The sequence below is a fragment of the Tabrizicola thermarum genome, assembly GCF_003574395.1.
Lineage (GTDB): Bacteria > Pseudomonadota > Alphaproteobacteria > Rhodobacterales > Rhodobacteraceae > Tabrizicola > Tabrizicola thermarum.
On the sequence record NZ_QMJY01000083.1, the window covers coordinates 223,970 to 240,819 of the forward strand.

The 16,850-nt window shown below is 66.0% G+C and carries 18 protein-coding genes; 4 read left to right on the forward strand and 14 right to left on the reverse strand.

What is annotated here, in order from left to right:
• Window positions 1-29: 29 nt before the first annotated feature.
• Both ctrA and sciP read right to left on the reverse strand, forming a co-directional pair.
• A complete protein-coding gene (ctrA, locus tag D5084_RS17390) occupies window positions 30-737 on the reverse strand; it encodes a response regulator transcription factor CtrA (RefSeq protein WP_128516773.1) in 708 nt (235 codons plus the stop codon).
• A 95-nt stretch (window positions 738-832) separates the two neighbouring features.
• A complete protein-coding gene (gene sciP / locus D5084_RS17395) occupies window positions 833-1,111 on the reverse strand; it encodes a CtrA inhibitor SciP (RefSeq protein WP_128516931.1) in 279 nt (92 codons plus the stop codon).
• Window positions 1,112-1,235: 124 nt separating this feature from the next.
• On the opposite strand from sciP, the gene mnmA reads away from it, so the two are divergent.
• Both mnmA and D5084_RS17405 read left to right on the forward strand, forming a co-directional pair.
• The gene (gene mnmA, locus D5084_RS17400; protein WP_128516774.1) at window positions 1,236-2,372 is read left to right on the forward strand and encodes a tRNA 2-thiouridine(34) synthase MnmA; all 1,137 of its coding nucleotides are present in this window, start codon (window positions 1,236-1,238) and stop codon (window positions 2,370-2,372) included.
• Window positions 2,373-2,384: 12 nt separating this feature from the next.
• Window positions 2,385-2,870, forward strand: a complete 486-nt coding sequence (locus D5084_RS17405) for a DUF2059 domain-containing protein (protein WP_155523146.1) — start codon at window positions 2,385-2,387, stop codon at window positions 2,868-2,870.
• On the opposite strand, the gene lpxB is transcribed toward D5084_RS17405, so the two are convergent.
• The 12 genes from lpxB to pyrH all read right to left on the reverse strand — a co-directional run bounded on the left by lpxB (window position 2,830) and on the right by pyrH (window position 14,896).
• A complete protein-coding gene (lpxB, locus tag D5084_RS17410; RefSeq protein ID WP_128516932.1) occupies window positions 2,830-3,948 on the reverse strand; it encodes a lipid-A-disaccharide synthase in 1,119 nt (372 codons plus the stop codon). The genes D5084_RS17405 and lpxB overlap by 41 nt on opposite strands.
• 88 nt (window positions 3,949-4,036) lie before the next feature.
• A complete protein-coding gene (locus tag D5084_RS17415; RefSeq protein WP_274378908.1) occupies window positions 4,037-4,852 on the reverse strand; it encodes an LpxI family protein in 816 nt (271 codons plus the stop codon).
• Window positions 4,849-5,655 carry an acyl-ACP--UDP-N-acetylglucosamine O-acyltransferase gene (gene lpxA, locus D5084_RS17420; protein WP_128516776.1) on the reverse strand — a complete coding sequence of 269 codons (807 nt, stop codon included), beginning with the start codon at window positions 5,653-5,655 and terminating at the stop codon, window positions 4,849-4,851. The genes D5084_RS17415 and lpxA overlap by 4 nt, the downstream gene beginning before the upstream one ends.
• An 8-nt stretch (window positions 5,656-5,663) precedes the next feature.
• Entirely contained in the window at window positions 5,664-6,125 is a 462-nt protein-coding gene (gene fabZ, locus D5084_RS17425) for a 3-hydroxyacyl-ACP dehydratase FabZ (RefSeq protein ID WP_128516777.1), read from the reverse strand.
• Window positions 6,126-6,223: 98 nt separating this feature from the next.
• Window positions 6,224-6,754 carry an OmpH/Skp family outer membrane protein gene (locus D5084_RS17430; protein WP_162302466.1) on the reverse strand — a complete coding sequence of 177 codons (531 nt, stop codon included), beginning with the start codon at window positions 6,752-6,754 and terminating at the stop codon, window positions 6,224-6,226.
• A 32-nt stretch (window positions 6,755-6,786) separates the two neighbouring features.
• Window positions 6,787-9,123 carry an outer membrane protein assembly factor BamA gene (bamA, locus tag D5084_RS17435; protein WP_128516779.1) on the reverse strand — a complete coding sequence of 779 codons (2,337 nt, stop codon included), beginning with the start codon at window positions 9,121-9,123 and terminating at the stop codon, window positions 6,787-6,789.
• A gap of 166 nt (window positions 9,124-9,289) precedes the next feature.
• Entirely contained in the window at window positions 9,290-10,618 is a 1,329-nt protein-coding gene (rseP, locus tag D5084_RS17440; RefSeq protein WP_128516780.1) for an RIP metalloprotease RseP, read from the reverse strand.
• Window positions 10,618-11,802: a 1-deoxy-D-xylulose-5-phosphate reductoisomerase gene (gene dxr, locus D5084_RS17445; RefSeq protein ID WP_128516781.1), complete on the reverse strand. Its 1,185-nt coding sequence runs from the start codon at window positions 11,800-11,802 to the stop codon at window positions 10,618-10,620. Before dxr ends, rseP begins: the two co-directional genes overlap by 1 nt.
• A gap of 3 nt (window positions 11,803-11,805) precedes the next feature.
• Window positions 11,806-12,615 carry a phosphatidate cytidylyltransferase gene (locus tag D5084_RS17450; RefSeq protein WP_128516782.1) on the reverse strand — a complete coding sequence of 270 codons (810 nt, stop codon included), beginning with the start codon at window positions 12,613-12,615 and terminating at the stop codon, window positions 11,806-11,808.
• Window positions 12,612-13,286 (reverse strand): polyprenyl diphosphate synthase, encoded by a 675-nt coding sequence (uppS, locus tag D5084_RS17455; RefSeq protein WP_128516934.1) that lies wholly within the window; start codon window positions 13,284-13,286, stop codon window positions 12,612-12,614. The genes D5084_RS17450 and uppS overlap by 4 nt, the downstream gene beginning before the upstream one ends.
• 82 nt (window positions 13,287-13,368) lie before the next feature.
• On the reverse strand, window positions 13,369-13,935 hold the full coding sequence (gene frr, locus D5084_RS17460; RefSeq protein WP_128516783.1) for a ribosome recycling factor: 567 nt from the start codon (window positions 13,933-13,935) through the stop codon (window positions 13,369-13,371).
• A gap of 238 nt (window positions 13,936-14,173) precedes the next feature.
• Window positions 14,174-14,896 (reverse strand): UMP kinase, encoded by a 723-nt coding sequence (gene pyrH / locus D5084_RS17465; protein WP_128516784.1) that lies wholly within the window; start codon window positions 14,894-14,896, stop codon window positions 14,174-14,176.
• A 78-nt stretch (window positions 14,897-14,974) separates the two neighbouring features.
• Between pyrH and miaA the strand changes: the two genes are divergently transcribed.
• The gene (gene miaA, locus D5084_RS17470; RefSeq protein WP_238382706.1) at window positions 14,975-15,844 is read left to right on the forward strand and encodes a tRNA (adenosine(37)-N6)-dimethylallyltransferase MiaA; all 870 of its coding nucleotides are present in this window, start codon (window positions 14,975-14,977) and stop codon (window positions 15,842-15,844) included.
• 258 nt (window positions 15,845-16,102) lie between these two features.
• A complete protein-coding gene (locus tag D5084_RS17475) occupies window positions 16,103-16,819 on the forward strand; it encodes a helix-turn-helix domain-containing protein (protein ID WP_238382698.1) in 717 nt (238 codons plus the stop codon).
• The last annotated feature ends 31 nt before the right edge of the window (window positions 16,820-16,850 follow it).

Here is a 16,850-nt window from a genome sequence, read left to right on the forward strand (position 1 = left end):
GTTAGGCGGCGGGGCTGCGAAGGTAAAGATCAGGCGCTGGCGGCAAGTTTGGCCTGGCCGCCCGAGGGATCGCGCAGCACATAGCCACGGCCCCAGACGGTTTCGATGTAATTGTCACCCCCCGTCGCCTCGGCCAGCTTCTTGCGCAGCTTGCAGATGAAGACGTCGATGATCTTCAGTTCGGGTTCATCCATGCCGCCGTAGAGGTGGTTCAGGAACATCTCCTTGGTCAGCGTCGTGCCCTTGCGCAGGCTCAGCAGCTCCAGCATCTGGTATTCCTTGCCGGTCAGATGCACCGCCTTGCCGTCGACATCGACGGTCTTGGCGTCCAGGTTCACCGACACCCGGCCGGTTCTGATGACCGACTGGCTGTGCCCCTTGGACCGGCGGATGATGGCATGGATCCGTGCAACCAGTTCTTCGCGGTGGAAGGGCTTGGTCAGGTAATCGTCCGCGCCGAAGCCGAAGCCCTTCAGCTTGTTTTCCGTGTCATCCGCGCCCGACAGGATCAGGATCGGCGTTTCCACCCGCGCCTGACGGACCTGACGCAGCACTTCATGCCCGCTCATGTCCGGCAGGTTCAGGTCCAGAAGGATCAGATCGTAATCGTAAAGTTTCGCCAGATCGATCCCGTCTTCGCCCATGTCGGTGCAATAGACGTTCAGGTTCGCATGGGTCAGCATCATCTCGATGCTGCGCGAGGTCGTGGGGTCGTCCTCTACAAGCAGAATACGCATGTTTCAAAAGCTCCGCTCCGGTGGTCATCGTTAACGATTTTGGCGAGCAATGGTTAACCGACCGTTACTATGCCAGAGGGAGAATACGAATACACCTAAAGTTGTCTGTATTTCCGGATCGCCGTGACTTTCAGGCCATCCTCGCCATGCTTGAGGGCGGCCGTGCGCCACAGATCGAACTCTTCCTCGGACAAGGCATAGCGATCCAGCGCCTCCTTCTCGGAGATCAGCCCATAGACCACCGCCTTGACCACCACGGCCTTGCGGCTTGCAACCCAGCGGCGGGTGTCGACCGGCGGCAGATCGGCACGGGTCAGGATGCTGCCATCCGGCAGAGTCACCTGTCTTGGTCCGTCGACTTTCTTGAGAAACATCACGGTTCCCTCGCTCATTTCCGGCAGAATGACCGAACAGGCTTAATCAATCCTGAAACAGGGGATTGAGAGTGCACAGCATTTTCATATATTCCCCATCATTCCCTGAACCCGGACAATCCTCATGCCCCGAGACCTGGCGCTCAACTCTCTTGGCCTGCCCAAGCCCCCGTCGGAAACGCGGGTGGTCGTTGCCATGTCCGGCGGGGTCGACAGTTCGGTCGTGGCCGCGATGCTGGCCGAAGAAGGCTACGATGTGGTGGGCGTCACGCTGCAACTCTACGACCACGGGGCGGCTCTGGCCAAGAAGGGCGCCTGCTGCGCGGGCCGAGACATTCATGACGCGCGCCGGGTGGCCGAGACCATGGGCTTTCCGCACTATGTCCTCGATTACGAGAACACCTTCCGCGAGGCGGTGATCGAGGAATTCGCCGACGCCTATCTCGCGGGGGCGACGCCGGTGCCCTGCATCCGTTGCAACGAACGGGTGAAGTTCAAGGACCTTCTGGCCACCGCCAGGGACCTTGAGGCCGACTGCATGGCGACAGGCCATTACATCCAGCGCAAACTCGGCGATCACGGGCCCGAGTTGCACCAGGCCGCGGACCCCGCGCGCGACCAGTCATATTTCCTGTTCTCGACCACGCCGGAACAGCTGGACTATCTGCGCTTCCCGCTCGGGCATCTGGCCTCCAAGGCCGAGACCCGCGCGCTTGCGGCGAAATACGGGCTGCCGGTGGCCGACAAGCCCGACAGCCAGGACATCTGCTTTGTTCCGAACGGCAACTACGCCGCGGTGATCGAAAAGCTGCGCCCCGGTGCCGCAGACCCCGGCGAGATCGTCGATCTCGACGGCAACGTGCTTGGCGACCATCGCGGCGTGATCCATTACACCATCGGCCAGAGGAAGGGCCTGGGCATCGGCGGACTGGGTGAGCCGCTCTATGTCGTCAAGCTCGACCCCGAGGCGCGCCGGGTGATCGTCGGCCCGAAGGCCGCATTGTCGACCCGGATCATCCCGGTGCGCGAGATCAACTGGCTGGGCGATGCGCCCTTTGACAGCCGCCCGGAATGGCACCTGAAGGTCAAGGTCCGCTCGACAAGGCCCCCGCGCGAGGCGGTGATCCGTCCGACCGGGCCCACCACGGCCGAAGTCGAGCTTCTGGCCCCCGAGGACGGGGTCAGCGCCGGGCAGGCCTGCGTGTTCTACGCGTCCGAGGGCAGCCGCATCCATGGCGGCGGCTGGATCTGGAAAGGATAAGTCTTGAAGCATATGCCGCTCCTGGCGCTGCTCGCGTTGCCGCTGCCCCTTCTGGCCGAGACCCGCGAGGAACGGGTCGCGGTGGCCACGGAATACGTCGACCTTGCGCTTCAGAGTTTCGACCTCACCGCGGTGATCGAGACCATGTACCAGCCGATCCTCCAGCAGGTGGCCGCCGGCGGGCAGGTGCTGGCAGACGATCAGGTGGCGCAAATCCGGCAGCTTTATCTCGACACCTTCACCCAGCCGATGACGAGCCTGATGCGCGATCAGGCGCAGATCATGGCCGATCTGATGACGCTGGGCGAGATCACCGCGCTGCGCGACTTCTACGCGACGCCCGAGGGCCGTTCGGTCCTGGCCAAGCTGCCGCAACTGACCGCGGCGCAGCAGCCTGCCGTGATGCAGCTTGTCAACGACAGGATGGGCACGCTGATGCCGCAGGTCCTGGCGATCATCAACGGCGAAGCGCCGCCAGCACCGACCGCGCAGCCCTGAGGCCCGGGGCCTCACCGCCCCGCCCCAGCCGCTGCATCGTCAGCGCCATCGCCGCCTTTTGCGGCGTGGGGTCCGCAAGCACCGCCTCGAGCGTCGGCGCTATGACCTCGGCGCGACAGGCCGGCCCCAGGAACTCGGGCACGACGCGGGTCTCGCTGACCAGGTTGACCAGCGTCACGGTGTCGATCAGCGCCGCGCGCTGCATCAGCCACCAGCTGACGGGGTGCATGTCATAGGCGATCACCATCGGGCAGGCATTGGCGGCCAGCTCCAGCGACACCGTCCCCGAAGCTGCCAGCGCCACATCCGCCGCTGCAAAGGCCCCGCGTTTCTCGCCCGCCTCCTCGACGATCTGCGGGGCCAGGGGCCATGAGGCGGTCAGATCGCGCACCAGCCCTGCGACGCCGCGCACCGTCGGCAGGGCCAGCCGCAGATCGGGATGGCGCACCTTCAGGCGACCGACCACCTCGCCGAAGATCGGGGCCAGACGCGAAACCTCGCTGCGGCGCGACCCCGGCAGGACCAGCAGCAGTGGCCCCTCACCGGCAAAGGCGGCCCGTTCCGCCGGTGACGCCAGCGGCTCGGCCACCACCGGATGCCCGACGAAATCACAGGTCATCCCCGCCGCCGTCATGTAGGGCGGCTCGAACGGGAGCAGCGCCAGCACATGGTCGATGACCCGCGCCATTTTCGCCGCCCGCCCCGGACGCCAGGCCCAGACCGAGGGCGCGACATAGTGGATGGTGCGGAAGTCCGGGCGCGCGGCCTTGACGATCTTCGCCACTCGCAGACAGAAATCGGGGCTGTCGATGGTCACCAAGGCCTCGGCACCACTGGCCAGCGCCGCCTCGGCTGCCTCGCGGATACGCCGCTTGAGATGGAGGTATTTCGGCAGGACCTCGGCGATGCCCATCACGGACAGCTCCTCCATCGGGAAGAGGCTCGCCATCCCCTCCGCCTGCATCAGCGGCCCGCCGATCCCGGCAAACTCTACCGGAATCAGCGACTTCAGCCCCGCCATCAGCGCCGCCCCCAGACGATCGCCAGAAGGCTCACCCGCGATCAGGAACAGCATCAACGCCCCGCTCATCGCTTGTCTTCGACCGCTCTTCGCTGCGACACACCCCGCGAAGAGCGCCGCGCAGCAAGCGATGAGCCGCCCGCGCTCATGCCCGCGCCCAGAGGAACAGGCCCAGCTCTTCCGCCATCCGCGTCATCTCGTCCAGGTCCAGGCAGATCACCGCCCCGGCCTGAAACGCGATCCCGCCCAGACCCGCCGCCGCCGCGCCGCGCAGCGTCTCCGGCCCGATCGTCGGCAGGTCGATGCGCCGGTCCTGATCGGGCTTCGCCGCCTTGTAGAACACCCCGCGCCCCCGGGCCGGATCAGGCCGCAGCGCACCGATCCCGGCCACCTGCGTCAAGAGGGCATCCGTCCCCGGCAGCGCCTCGACGCCCAGGCACAGGCCCTGCGCCACGACAGCGCCCTGCCCCACATCCACCGCGCCAAGGGCCGCCACGATGGCCGCCGCCCGTTCGGCATCCGCCGCATCGCGGGGCGAAACCGTCCCGGCCAGCACCCCGGCGCCGGGCAGCAACGCGGGCGCGATCTGGTCGACGCCGACGACCGAAAAGCCGAACTCCTCGAAAAGCGCGATCACCACCCGCAGCGTGGCGTCATCGCCCGCCGCCATCGCCTGCATCAGCTGCGGCAAAAGCGCGGCCGTGCCTTCATCCAGCAGGGCCGGATCGAGCCTTGGCCGCGTGACGGCCCCGGCAAAGATCACCTGGCCGATCCCGTCCCGCTCCAGCGCGCGCAAGAACGGCACCAGCCGCTCGACCCGGAAGGTCAGGTCGACGGTCAGCCCATCCGGCGCAAAGCCATCCATCGCGGCCACAAGCGGCGGCTCATCCATGGCCGCAGCGAGCGCGGCGGGAAGCCGACCCTGCCCGGCAATGACCGCCGTTCGCGCGCCCGCGCTCACCGTCCGCCCTTCGGGGTCAGGAAGCTGCGATCGGACTTCGACAGGATGAAATCCGCGATCTCGCGCACCAGGGGGTTGTCGCTCTCCTCGGCCAGCTTGCGCGCGCGGTCCAGAAAACTGCCGTCCTCCTGCGCCAGAGTCTGATAGGCGGCCCGCAGCGCGGTGATCCCCGCGCGGTCCACACCCCGACGCTTGAGCCCGACAAGGTTCAGCCCGTCCAGCTCGCCCCGCGGCGCCTGCACCAGGCCATAGGGGATCACGTCGTTCGTCACCATCGTGACCGCGCCGATGATCGCGCCCTGCCCGATCCGCACCCACTGGTGCACACCCGACAACCCGCCGACGATCACGTCGTCCCCCAGCACGCAATGCCCGGCAATGGCCACGTTGTTCACGAGGATCACCCGGTCGCCGATCTGAGCATCATGTCCGACATGGGCGCCGGTCATGATAAGCACATCGTCGCCCACCCGCGTGACCCCGCCCCCGCCCTCGGTGCCGGTGTTCAGCGTCGCCGCCTCGCGGATCCGGCAGCGCCGGCCCACGATCAGCCGCGTGCGCTCGCCATGATATTTCAGGTCCTGCGGCACTTCGCCGACCGTGGCAAAGGGGAAGATCACCGTCTCGTCGCCGATCTCGGTCCAGCCCGTCACCACCGCATGCGACTTGACCTCGACCCGCGCACCCAGCACGACCTCCGGTCCGATGATCGAGAACGGGCCGATGACGCAGCCCTCGCCCAGGACGGCCCCGCTCTCGACCACGGCCGAGGGATGCACGCGGGCTGTCGGATGAATGCTCATGCCCGGGCTCAGGCCTTGGCCACGTCGAACATCGCCATGAAGGTGGCCTCGCAGGCCAGCTCGCCCTCGACCATGGCGCGGCCCTCGAACTTCCAGACCCGGCCGCCACCGCGCAAGGCCTTCACATGCAGCTCCAGCACATCGCCCGGCACCACCTTGCGGCGGAACTTCACGCCATCGACGCCCATGAAGAAGACCTTGGCATTCTTGTCCACCAGGTCCATCGACAGGCCGACCAGAACGCCGCTGGTCTGCGCCATCGCCTCGATGATCATCACGCCGGGGAAGATCGGCATCCCGGGGAAATGACCCTGGAATTGCGGCTCGTTCAGCGTGACGCACTTGATGCCCACGCAGGACTCGTTCAGCACGATGTCGCGGACCTTGTCGATCAACAGGAAGGGATAGCGGTGCGGAATGATCCTCTGGATCAGATCCAGATCGGCATGTGTCTCGGCGGCTGCATCCATGGTTTCACCCCTTCCCCGGCCATCGGCCAAACGGCTTTCGGTCTAGCTAGCAAGTCGCGCGGGAGGGCACAAGTTGCTCAGGGCCAGGACAGGTCCGGTCAGGGCTTCGGCGCCGCCCGTTCCGCCAGCGCAACGTTGACGCGGGCGATGGCCTCGTCAGTGATGTCGATCGCCGACAGAGACAGGATCACCACGTTCTTGTCCAGGATCGCGGTCGCTTTCCTGTCCCCCAGAATCTCGCCCAGCACCGGGACGACAACCTCGAGAAACGCCTTGCGGTCCTTGTCGCGCCCTTCGGTCAGGCGGCGGGCCTTGGCATCCTGTTCGGCGCGGATCCGTTCCACCTTGGCATCGAAGGCCTCGGCCTTGGCGGAGAATTCCTCGGGCGGCAGCTTTGCCCGCGCCTCGGTAAGAGCCTGCTCTTCGGCGACCAGCTCCGCTTCGATCGCACGGTTCTCCTGCTCCAGCGCCGCTGTCGCGGCCCGCTCCCGCTCGACCACGGCCTTGCCGAAATCGGATTCCAGGAACAGTCGGTCCTGATCCAGCGTCAGAAGCGGCGCCACCGCATCCTGCGCTGCAGCCGGCAGGCCCAGCGACATCACGCCGACGATGATCCAGGCCCGCAGCATCGAGGGCCCGTATCCGCGCCACCCCGCCATCGTCAGAACTTGGTCGAGATCGTCAGGTCGAAGGTCTGTTCCTTGTCGTAATCTTCCTTCTTGACCGCCCGGCTGAAGTTGAACCGCAAAGGGCCGATCGGCGTGGTCCAGAACACCGACAGACCCAGCGAGGCGCGCGGGTTCAACCCGTCGTCGACCGGGCCACCAACTCCCGCCGTGTTGTCCAGGCTCCAGACCGAGCCGACGTCGAAGAAGGCGCCGCCGGTGATGCCGTATTCCTCGGGCAGGCCCAGCGGGAAATCCGCCTCGAACCGGGCGACGGCGAACATGTTCCCGCCGAGCGCGTCCTGATCGGTCGCCCCCAGATCGCGCGGACCGATCCCGTTCGGCTCGAAGCCCCTGATCTTGCCATTGCCGAAGAAGCGGTCCGTCACCCGCGTCATGTTGCCGCCCAGAGAAGTAATCGCCCCGCCTTCGAAGATCGCGCGCAGCGTCACTTCCTCGTTCAGCACCTTGGTTTCCGCCAGCGCGAGAGCCGTGGTCTTGATGTACTTGTTGTCACCGCCAAGGCCCGCGAAATCCTGACCGAAGCGCAACAGGACGCCACCCTTCGGATTAAGTCCGGTGATACGGTTGTCGAACTCGTAGCTATAGCCGACCGACATCGTCTTCAGCGCGCCGCGCGCCTCTTCGGCCTGAATGATCGGCGAATTGCCGGTGTAGTTGAACAGCTTGTCCTCGGTGATCCCCAGCCGCAGGTTCAGGTTCGACTGTTCGCCGACCGGAAAGCCGATCCCGGTGTTGAAGCCGATGTTGCGCGTGTCATAGGCCGAGAAATCGGACTCTGACGTGCGGTAGAATGCACCCAACGAGAAGCTGAGGTCACGGCCCAGGAGGGCCGGTTCGGTGAAGCTGAAACTGGAATTCTGGTTCGAAGAGGCCGTCGAGATCGAGGCCGTCAGACGCTGGCCGCGCCCCAGGAAGTTGGTTTCGGAAAAGCTGACGCTCACTCCGGTGCCGTTCGCGACCGAATAGGTCAGACCAAAATTCAGCGATCCCGTGGGCTGTTCCTCGACATCCACATTGACGACAACCTGATCTGCGGCCGATCCCTGCTCGGCATTGACCTGCGCGTCCGAGAAGAAGCCAAGCGCCCGGATGCGTTCGGCCGCCTGGCGGATTTCGCGCGGGTTGAAGGGGTCGCCCTCGCTGGTGCGGAACTGGCGCCGGATCACCTGATCCAGCGTCGTCTTGTTGCCCTCGATGTCGATCCGTTCGACAAAGACCCGCTGGCCCCGCACGATGGCGAACTGGATGTCCACCATCTGCCCCCGGTCGTTGCGGGTGATGCGCGGCTCGACACGGATGAAGTTCAGCCCCTTCTTCAGGGCAAGGTTTTCCATCCGGGTGATGTTGTTGTCGATCAGAAGCGGCGTATAGGTCTGCCCGGTGCGGATCTTCTGGACCGCTTCGAACTCGGCGGCATCCAGCCCCTCGACCTCCGATACGGTCGACACCTTCCCGATCGAATAGGGCAGGCCCTCACGGATGGTGAAGGTCAGGAAGGTCGCGTCGCGTTCGCGGCTGACCTCGGCGCTGGCGTCGAGGATCTGAAAGTCGATATAGCCACGCGACAGGTAGAAATCGGTCAGAACCTTGCGATCCAGCTCCAGCCGTTCGGGCACGAAGGTGTCGCGCTGGATCAGGTTGCGCAGCAGCCCCGCCTGTTTGGTCTCCAGCACCTGGCGCAAGCGGCGGTCCGAGAAGGCCTTGTTGCCGACAAAGCTGATCCGCTCGTTCTCGACAACACGGCCCTCGGTCACCTCGAACACCAGATCGACCCGGTTGTCACTGCGGCGGATGATCTTCGGCGTCACGCTGGCCGCCAGACGCCCGGACACCCGATAGGCCTCGGCAATCGCCGCCGCATCCGATTCTGCCATCGAAGGGGAATAGACCCGGCGCGGCTGCGACTTTATCAGCTCGGACAGCTTCTCGTCCTTCAGCCGCTTGTTGCCCTCGATCGAGATGACGTTGACGATCGGGTATTCCCTGACCCGGATCACCAGGGTCGAACCCTGCGGCACAAGCTCCACCGTTTCAAAGAGGTTGGAGTTCAGGATGCGCTGATAGGCGTCGTTCAGCGCGGCCGCCGACACCTCCTGGCCCCGCTTGATTCCGGCATAGTTGAGGATGGTCGCGGCATCGACGCGCTCATTGCCTTCGATGGTCACATTCGAAAACGAAAAGACCTGGGCAACGGCGGGCTGGAGGAACGGCACCGAAGCCGTTGCGGCACCGATGAAAACGGCCGTGGCCAGCAGACGAGCCCTTGACCTTGCCCGGGCAGACCGCCCCTTGGCCGCGTGCTGGGTCATCCGCATATTCCATCCTCGCCCAATTTTGTCTTTCCGGATTGACTAGCGGGAAAGCAAAGCTTTGTCAAAAGCCTGCGGTCCCTGTGGATAACTTTGCAAGATGTTGTGCTGAAAAGGCTATGGCCTGTGCACCGCCGCTCTTGTCCCTCTGGCCCGCGCTGCCTCGCTATCGGCACATCAGATCGCGGCTGAGGCCGAAGAGCATGATCGACAGCACCAGCGTCAGCCCCACTGTCATCAGCATCCGCAGCGCCCGTTCCGAGGGCTTCCGGCGCGTCACTGCCTCATAGGCGTAGAACACGAGATGTCCGCCATCCAGCACCGGGATCGGAAAGAGATTCAGGATGCCGACGCCCAGCGACAGGATGGCCAGCATGCTGACAAAGCTGACCGCGCCGTTGCGCGCCGCATCGCCGGCCGTCTCGGCCATCCCGATCGCCCCCGACAGGTTGCAGCTGCTGATCGCCCCCTGGATCATGTGCGAAAGGCCCGAGAAGGTTGTGGTCGTCATCAGCCACATCGACCGCGCCGCACCCGACAGCGCCTCCCACGGGCCGACGCTGCGCACGGCGGGCTCGAAAAACATGCCGGAATACAGGCCCAGCAGATAGCGCTCGGTGAACCCGCCATTGCCATCGTCGACCGTGCGGATGCGCGGCGTCAGCATCAGATCGAAGGTCTTGCCGTCGCGCCAGACCGTCAGCGGCACCGGCTGGCCCTTGCTGTCCGCCACGATCTTCGGCAGCTCCTCGAAGACCCGCACATCCTTGCCCCCGGCCTTCAGTATGACATCGCCTTCCCGAATGCCCGCATCCATCGCGGCCGAACGGACCTGCACTTCGCCGATCACCGGGATCCGGGGATGCGGACCTGTCACCACGATCTCATCCGCGCCGCGCCGCACCGTGTAATCCAGCATCGCCTTGTCGGTAAGCGTATCGGCAACCTGCTGAAAGGTCGCCCAATCCGGGGTTGGCGTGCCATCCAGCGCCAGGATCACGTCGCCGACCGCCAGACCGGACCCTTCGAACGGCAGAGGCCGGATCTTGCCGATCGTCGGCTCATCCCGCGGGACGCCCACCGCAAAGGCAAGCCCGGCCAGCAGCACGAAGGTCAGGATGAAGTTGAACACCGGACCCGCCGCCACCGTGGCGGTCCGGGCCCATAACGGGGCTCCAGCCATCGTGTGCCGCCGCTCTTCCGCCGACAGGCCCGACACATCGGCGGCCCGCACCGAGGACGCATCCGCATCGCCCATGAACTTGACATAGCCGCCGAAGGGAATCGCCGCGATCTGCCATTTCGTGCCGCGCTTGTCGGTGCGGCTGAACAGGACCGGGCCGAAGCCCACCGAGAACACCTCGGAATGGATGCCCGACCAGCGCCCGACGATGTAATGGCCGTATTCGTGGACGAAGACGATCACCGACAGCGCGATCACGAAGAACGCCACCGTCCAGGCCGTACCGCCAAGCGCCGCAACAACCGCTTCCATCACCTTGCTCCTGCCGCGACCTGCGCGATCTCGTTCGCCCTGACTCTGGCCAGATGGTCCATCCCCTGCACATCCTCAAGGGTCATCTGTCCGATTTCCTTGCTCAACTCGCCGTCAAGCGCCGCAAGCACCGCCTCGACGACCTCGGCCATCTGCATGAAGCCGATCCCGCCCGCAAGGAAATGGTCCAGCGCCACCTCCTTCGCCGCATTGAACGCCGCCCCAGCCAGTCCGCGCCGCGCCATCACCTCGCGCGCCAGCCGCAGGGCCGGATAGCGCGCCATCTCGGGCGCGCGGAAACTGAGCCGGGCGATCTGCGCCAGATCCAGCCGCGCGACGGGAAGGTGCGATCGGTCAGGCCAGTTCAGCGCATAGCCGATGGAGTGGCGCATGTCCGGCGCCCCCATATGCGCCATGATCGCCCCATCGCGAAAACCCACCATCGAATGAATCAGGCTTTCGGGATGGATGATGACCTCGACCTGATCCGGCTCCACCCCGAAATATTCGCGCGTTTCGATGACTTCGAGCGCCTTGTTGAACATGCTGGCCGAATCGATGGTGATCCGTTGCCCCATCGCCCAGTTCGGATGCGCCAGGGCATCCCTGACCGTCGCCCGCGCCAGCTGCTCCAGCGGCCAGTCCCGCAAGGCCCCCCCGCTGGCCGTCAGGATGATCCGCTCGACCGCCGTGACATCCTCGCCCACCAGCGCCTGGAAGATCGCTGAATGTTCGCTATCCACCGGCAGGATGCGCGCGCCGTGGCGGGCGGCCTCGGCCATCACCAGGGGACCCGCCGTCACCAGGCTTTCCTTGTTGGCCAGCGCCAGCGTCGTCCCGTGGCGCAGTGCGCGAAGGCCCGGCTCCAGTCCTGCCGCCCCGACGATCGCGCTCATCACCCAGTCCGCGGGCCGGTCTGCCGCCTCGGCAATCGCCTCCGGTCCCGCCGCTGCGGCAACGCCGGACCCTTCCAGCCGCGTGCGCAACTCGGCCAGACCGGCGGGATCGGCGCAGACTGCCACCTCGGCCCGCAAAGCCCGCGCCATCTCGGCCAGCCGGGCGATGTTCCGCCCGCCGGTCAGCGCCACGATGCGGAACGCCTCGGCCCCACCCGCCCGCTGCAACAGATCAACCGTCTGCTCTCCGATCGACCCCGTCGCGCCAAAGATCGAAACGCTGCGCATCCCCTATGCCCCGAACAGCGCCATGACCGGGGCGACCAGCCCCAGCGCCAGCACGAAAACCATGGCACCGATCAGCGCGTCAAAGCGGTCCAGCACCCCGCCATGACCCGGGATCAGGTTGGAGGCATCCTTCACGCCGCAGCGTCGCTTGACCCAGCTTTCGGCGATGTCGCCCAACTGCCCGGCAAAGGCCACCAGCGCCGAGACCGGAACCAGAAGCCAGCTCGCACCCAGCCAGAGGACCGCGGCCATCCCGACCAGCGCCGCCCCGACCCAGCCCGCCACCGTGCCCGACCAGGTCTTCTTCGGGCTGATCGCGGGCCAGAATTTCGGGCCGCCCAGCATGCGACCGACGAAATAGCCCAGCACGTCCGAGGCGACGACCACCGCAACCACCCAGAGGATCGCGCTGCCGCCCCCCGCCTCGCGCAGGTCGACCAGCCCGTATCCCGCCAGCATGACCGCCAGCGCATAGCCGCCCGCCAGCCGCCGGTCGCGGCGCGGGGTCAGAATCAGGACCAGCGTCGGAGCCATCAGGAACAGCGTGGCGATCTCGCTGCGCAGGACCAGCGCCAGCATCAGCGCCACGCCCGCCACCACGGCGATGGTGACCGGGGTCTGTTTCCGCGCCGGGGCCGTCATCGCCGCCAGTTCCCAGATCATGACAGCCGTCAACAGCACGACCAGAGCCGCGAAGGCCGTGCCGCCCAGCCAGATCTCCAAGGCGCCCACCGCCACCATGACGGTGGCCGACAGGATCCGCGTCCGAAGGTCAGCCCACTTTCCGCCAGGCGCCGGGCCTGGGTCGATCATCGCGCGACCCCGCCAAACCGGCGCTGCCGGTTCGAAAAGCGCTGCACGATGGCCGCAAGCTCCTCGGGCCCGAAATCCGGCCACAGCGTCTCGGTAAATTCGTATTCCGCATAGGCCGCCTGCCAGGGCAGGAAGTTCGACGTCCGAGTCTCTCCGCTGGTGCGGATCACCAGGTCGGGGTCCGGCAATCCGCCGGTATCCAGCCGCTCCGAGAACGCCGCCTCGGTCAGATGCCTTGGGTCCAGCAGCCCCGCCGCCGCCGCCTCGGCCACCTTCCTTGCCGCGCGGACGATCTCATCGCGGCCGCCATAGTTGATCGCCACCGTCAGGTTCAGCCGGTCCAGCCCCGCCGTCCGCGCCTCGATCCCGGCCATCATGCGCTGCAATTTCGGATCCAGACGGCTGCGGTCGCCGATGAAGCGCATCCGTACGCCGGCCCTGGCCAGTCGATCCGCCTCGCGCTCGATATAGCGGGCGAAGATCGCCATCAGGCCCAGGACCTCTTCCGTGGACCGCTTCCAGTTCTCGGTAGAGAAGGCATACAGCGTCAGCCACTTGATCCCAAGGTCCGGAGCCGCCCTGACGATCTCGCGCACCCGCTCGGCGCCCTTGCGGTGGCCCACCAGTCGCGCCCAGCCCCGGTTCGTCGCCCAACGGCCATTGCCGTCCATGATGATCGCCAGATGGTTGACGGGCCGCGCCACGGCCTCCACCTGCAAGTCCTTCGACAACCGCCGCCCCTCCGTCCGCAGGTCAGACCTGCATGATTTCCGCCTGCTTGGCCTCCAGAGCGCGGTCGACCGCGGCAATCGCCTTGTCGGTCATTTCCTGCACCGTCTCGGACCAGAATTTCTGCTCGTCCTCGCTCATGCCCTGCGCCTTGGCCTTCTTGATCTGGTCCATGCCATCACGCCGCACGTTGCGAATCGCAACCTTGGCGCTTTCGGCATACTGCGCGGCAACTTTGGTCAATTCGCGGCGACGTTCCTCGTTCAGTTCGGGAATCGGCAGGCGGATCAGCGGGCCGTCGGTGACCGGGTTGATGCCGATGCCGGACTCGCGGATCGCCTTTTCCACTTTCGAGATCATGCCCTTGTCCCAGACGTTGATGACCACCATCCGGGGTTCCGGGACGTTCACGGTGCCCAGCTGGTTGATCGGGGTCATCTGGCCGTAGGCATCGACCATGATCGGCTCGACGATCGAGGCGCTGGCCCGACCGGTCCGCAGCGAGGCAAATTCCGTCTTGAGCGCCGCCATCGCGCCATCCATCCGGCGCTGGATTGCATCGGTGTCGATCTCAAGGTCTTCATGTGCCATGGCTCAGGTCCTTCACTTCGATTGCGAGCTTCCCCTCGCGATTTCGCGCTCTATAGCAGAGCCGCGCGGGGCGGGTATAGGCCAAAGCACCTTGTCCGATCGGGTCGCGAGTCGCGGCGCATGGTTGCCGATCCCGAAATGCGGCGCGGGCGCATAAGGGGTGCATACGCGATGAAGACCGGATCAATGCTGCCCGATGCCGCGCATCGGCCCGGATCAACACACCGCCCGCAAGGGTTCAGTCCTGCACCCGGGTATAGGTCCCCTGCCCGGCCAGAATCCCCCGGAACCCGCCCGGCTCGTCCAGGCTGAAGACGATGATCGGCAGTTCATTGTCGCGCGCCAGGGCAATCGCGGTCGCGTCCATCACGCCCAGGTGCTTCTCCAGAACCTCATCATAGGTCACATGGTCATAGCGTTTGGCATCGGCATGCTTCTTGGGATCCTTGTCATAGACGCCATCCACCTTCGTGCCCTTGAAGATCGCCTGACAGGCCATCTCGCTGGCCCGCAGCGTCGCCGCCGTGTCGGTGGTGAAATAGGGGTTGCCGGTCCCGGCGGCGAAGATGCAGACCCGCTTCTTCTCCAGGTGCCGGACTGCGCGGCGGCGGATGTAGGGCTCGCAGACCTGATCCATGGGGATCGCACTGATGACGCGGGTGAAAACACCGATCGCCTCCAGCGCCGACTGCATGGCCAGCGCGTTCATCACCGTGGCCAGCATCCCCATGTAATCCGCCGTCGTCCGCTCCATGCCTTGCGCGCTGCCTTGCAGGCCGCGAAAGATGTTGCCGCCGCCGATGACCATGCAGATCTCGACGCCCAGGTCGCGGACCGATTTCACCTCTTCGGCGATGCGCGCCACGGTCGGCGGATGCAGGCCATAGCCCTGGTCCCCCATCAGCGCCTCGCCGCTGATCTTCAGCATCACGCGGCTGTATTTGGTGGCTGTCTCCGACATGGGACCCCTGCATTTCGTTTTCTTGTTTGGACTGGGCCGCAAAATGTCGCAAAAGCGGGGAAGGTTCAACCGGGGTTTCTGGTGCAGATCGACAGCATATCGCGCGAGGCTCCGGTGCTGATCGCCGGCCCCACGGCCAGCGGCAAGTCGGCCCTGGCGATGGAGCTTGCCGCGCGCGACAACCGCCTGATCGTGAACGCCGACGCGCTTCAGGTCTATGCCAACTGGCGCGTGCTCACCGCCCGGCCCTCGCCCGCTGACGAGGCCGCGGCGCCCCATGCGCTCTATGGCCACGTTCCGCGCGAGACGACCTATTCCGTCGGACACTGGCTGCGCGAGGTGGCTCCCCTCCTGTCGCAGCCCGTGGTGATCGTCGGCGGAACGGGTCTGAATTTCAACGCCTTGACCCGGGGGCTGGCAGAAGTGCCGGACGTTCCCCCCGCCGTCCGGGCCGAAGCCAACGCCCGCCGCGCCGCCGAAGGTCACGCTGCGCTGCTGTCCGAACTGGACGCCGCAACCGCCGCCCGCATCGACCGCCAGAACCCGGTCCGCATCCAGCGCGCATGGGAGGTGTTGCGCGCCACCGGGCGCGGGCTGGCCAGCTGGCAGGACAACACGCCGCCTCCGCTTTTGGCCCTGGATCGGGCCGAGGCCCTGGTCCTTGTCCCCGATGTCGCCTGGCTGAACGACCGCATCGCCCGGCGGTTTCGCCAGATGCTAAGCGACGGGGCCCTGGATGAGGCCCGCGCCAACCTCGCCGATTGGGACCCGGGCCTGCCCTCCTCGAAGGCCATCGGCGCAGCCGAGCTGATTGCGCATCTGCGGGGTGAGCTGGCTCTCTCCGATGCCACCGACGCGGCCGTCCTGGCCAGCCGCCAATATGCCAAACGCCAGCGCACCTGGTTCAGATCGAACATGAAGGTCTGGCGACAGGTTTCCCTTCCCTGACGGTCACTTGCAGGGCGATGTTCAGAAAAGATCCGGGCTTGCACCCAGTTATGCACATGAATTTCCAACATCTGTGGATAACTTTGCGTCCGGCTCGCCGATTTTGCTTGGGTTGACCCGGGCAGGCTGCTTTACTCACCCGGTCAGCGCCTCTGCCAAGGGATCTGCCCTCACATGCTCACTGCTGCCCCTGCCTCATCGTTGCGCCTTGTCGCCATTCCACGCCTCGCTTCCGGCGGTCGCTGGCGGGTCGAGGCGATGCGTTCGCTCTCCGAACCCTGCCTCTTGTGGTTCACCAAGGGACAGGGTCGCATCACGATCTCGGGGGTGACGCGCGGCTACACGGCACATAATGCGGTCTTCATCCCTGCCGGCGTCATGCACGGGTTCGAAGCGGGCCCGCAGGTCTTTGGCACGGCGGTATTCTTCGGCCGCGATCCCAAGGTCGTCCTGCCGAAGACCCCGCAGCATCTGCGCATCCGCGAGGTGCATGCCCAGCAAGAGGTGAACGTGCTGCTTGATTCGATCCTGCGCGAGATCGAAAGCGACACCCCGGCCCATGAACGCGCGACCGAGGCCTATGTCGGCCTGCTGGGCGTCTGGCTGGAGCGTCAGGTGCGCAAGGCCGATCCGCTGGAGGCCCCCCGGCAGGACGCGACCCGCCGCCTCGTTGCCCGCTACACCGCACTTCTGGAGCGCAACTTCCGCACCGGCATGAACGTCGCCGACTTCGCCGCCGCCCTGGGCGTCACGCCGACCCACCTGACCCGCTGCTGCAAGGCCGCCTGCGGTCGCCCGGCCTCGGCCCTGTTGCAGGACCGCCGCATCTTCGAGGCGCGCAAGCTGCTGGCGGAAACCCGCATTCCCGTGGGCCGGATCGCCGAACAGCTGGGCTTCAACTCTCCCGCCTATTTCACCCGCGCCTTCCAGCATGTCACCGGCAAGTCGCCGACCGCCTTCCGCCGCGCCGGTTGAGCGGATTCCGACACGATCTGTCAGAATTCGA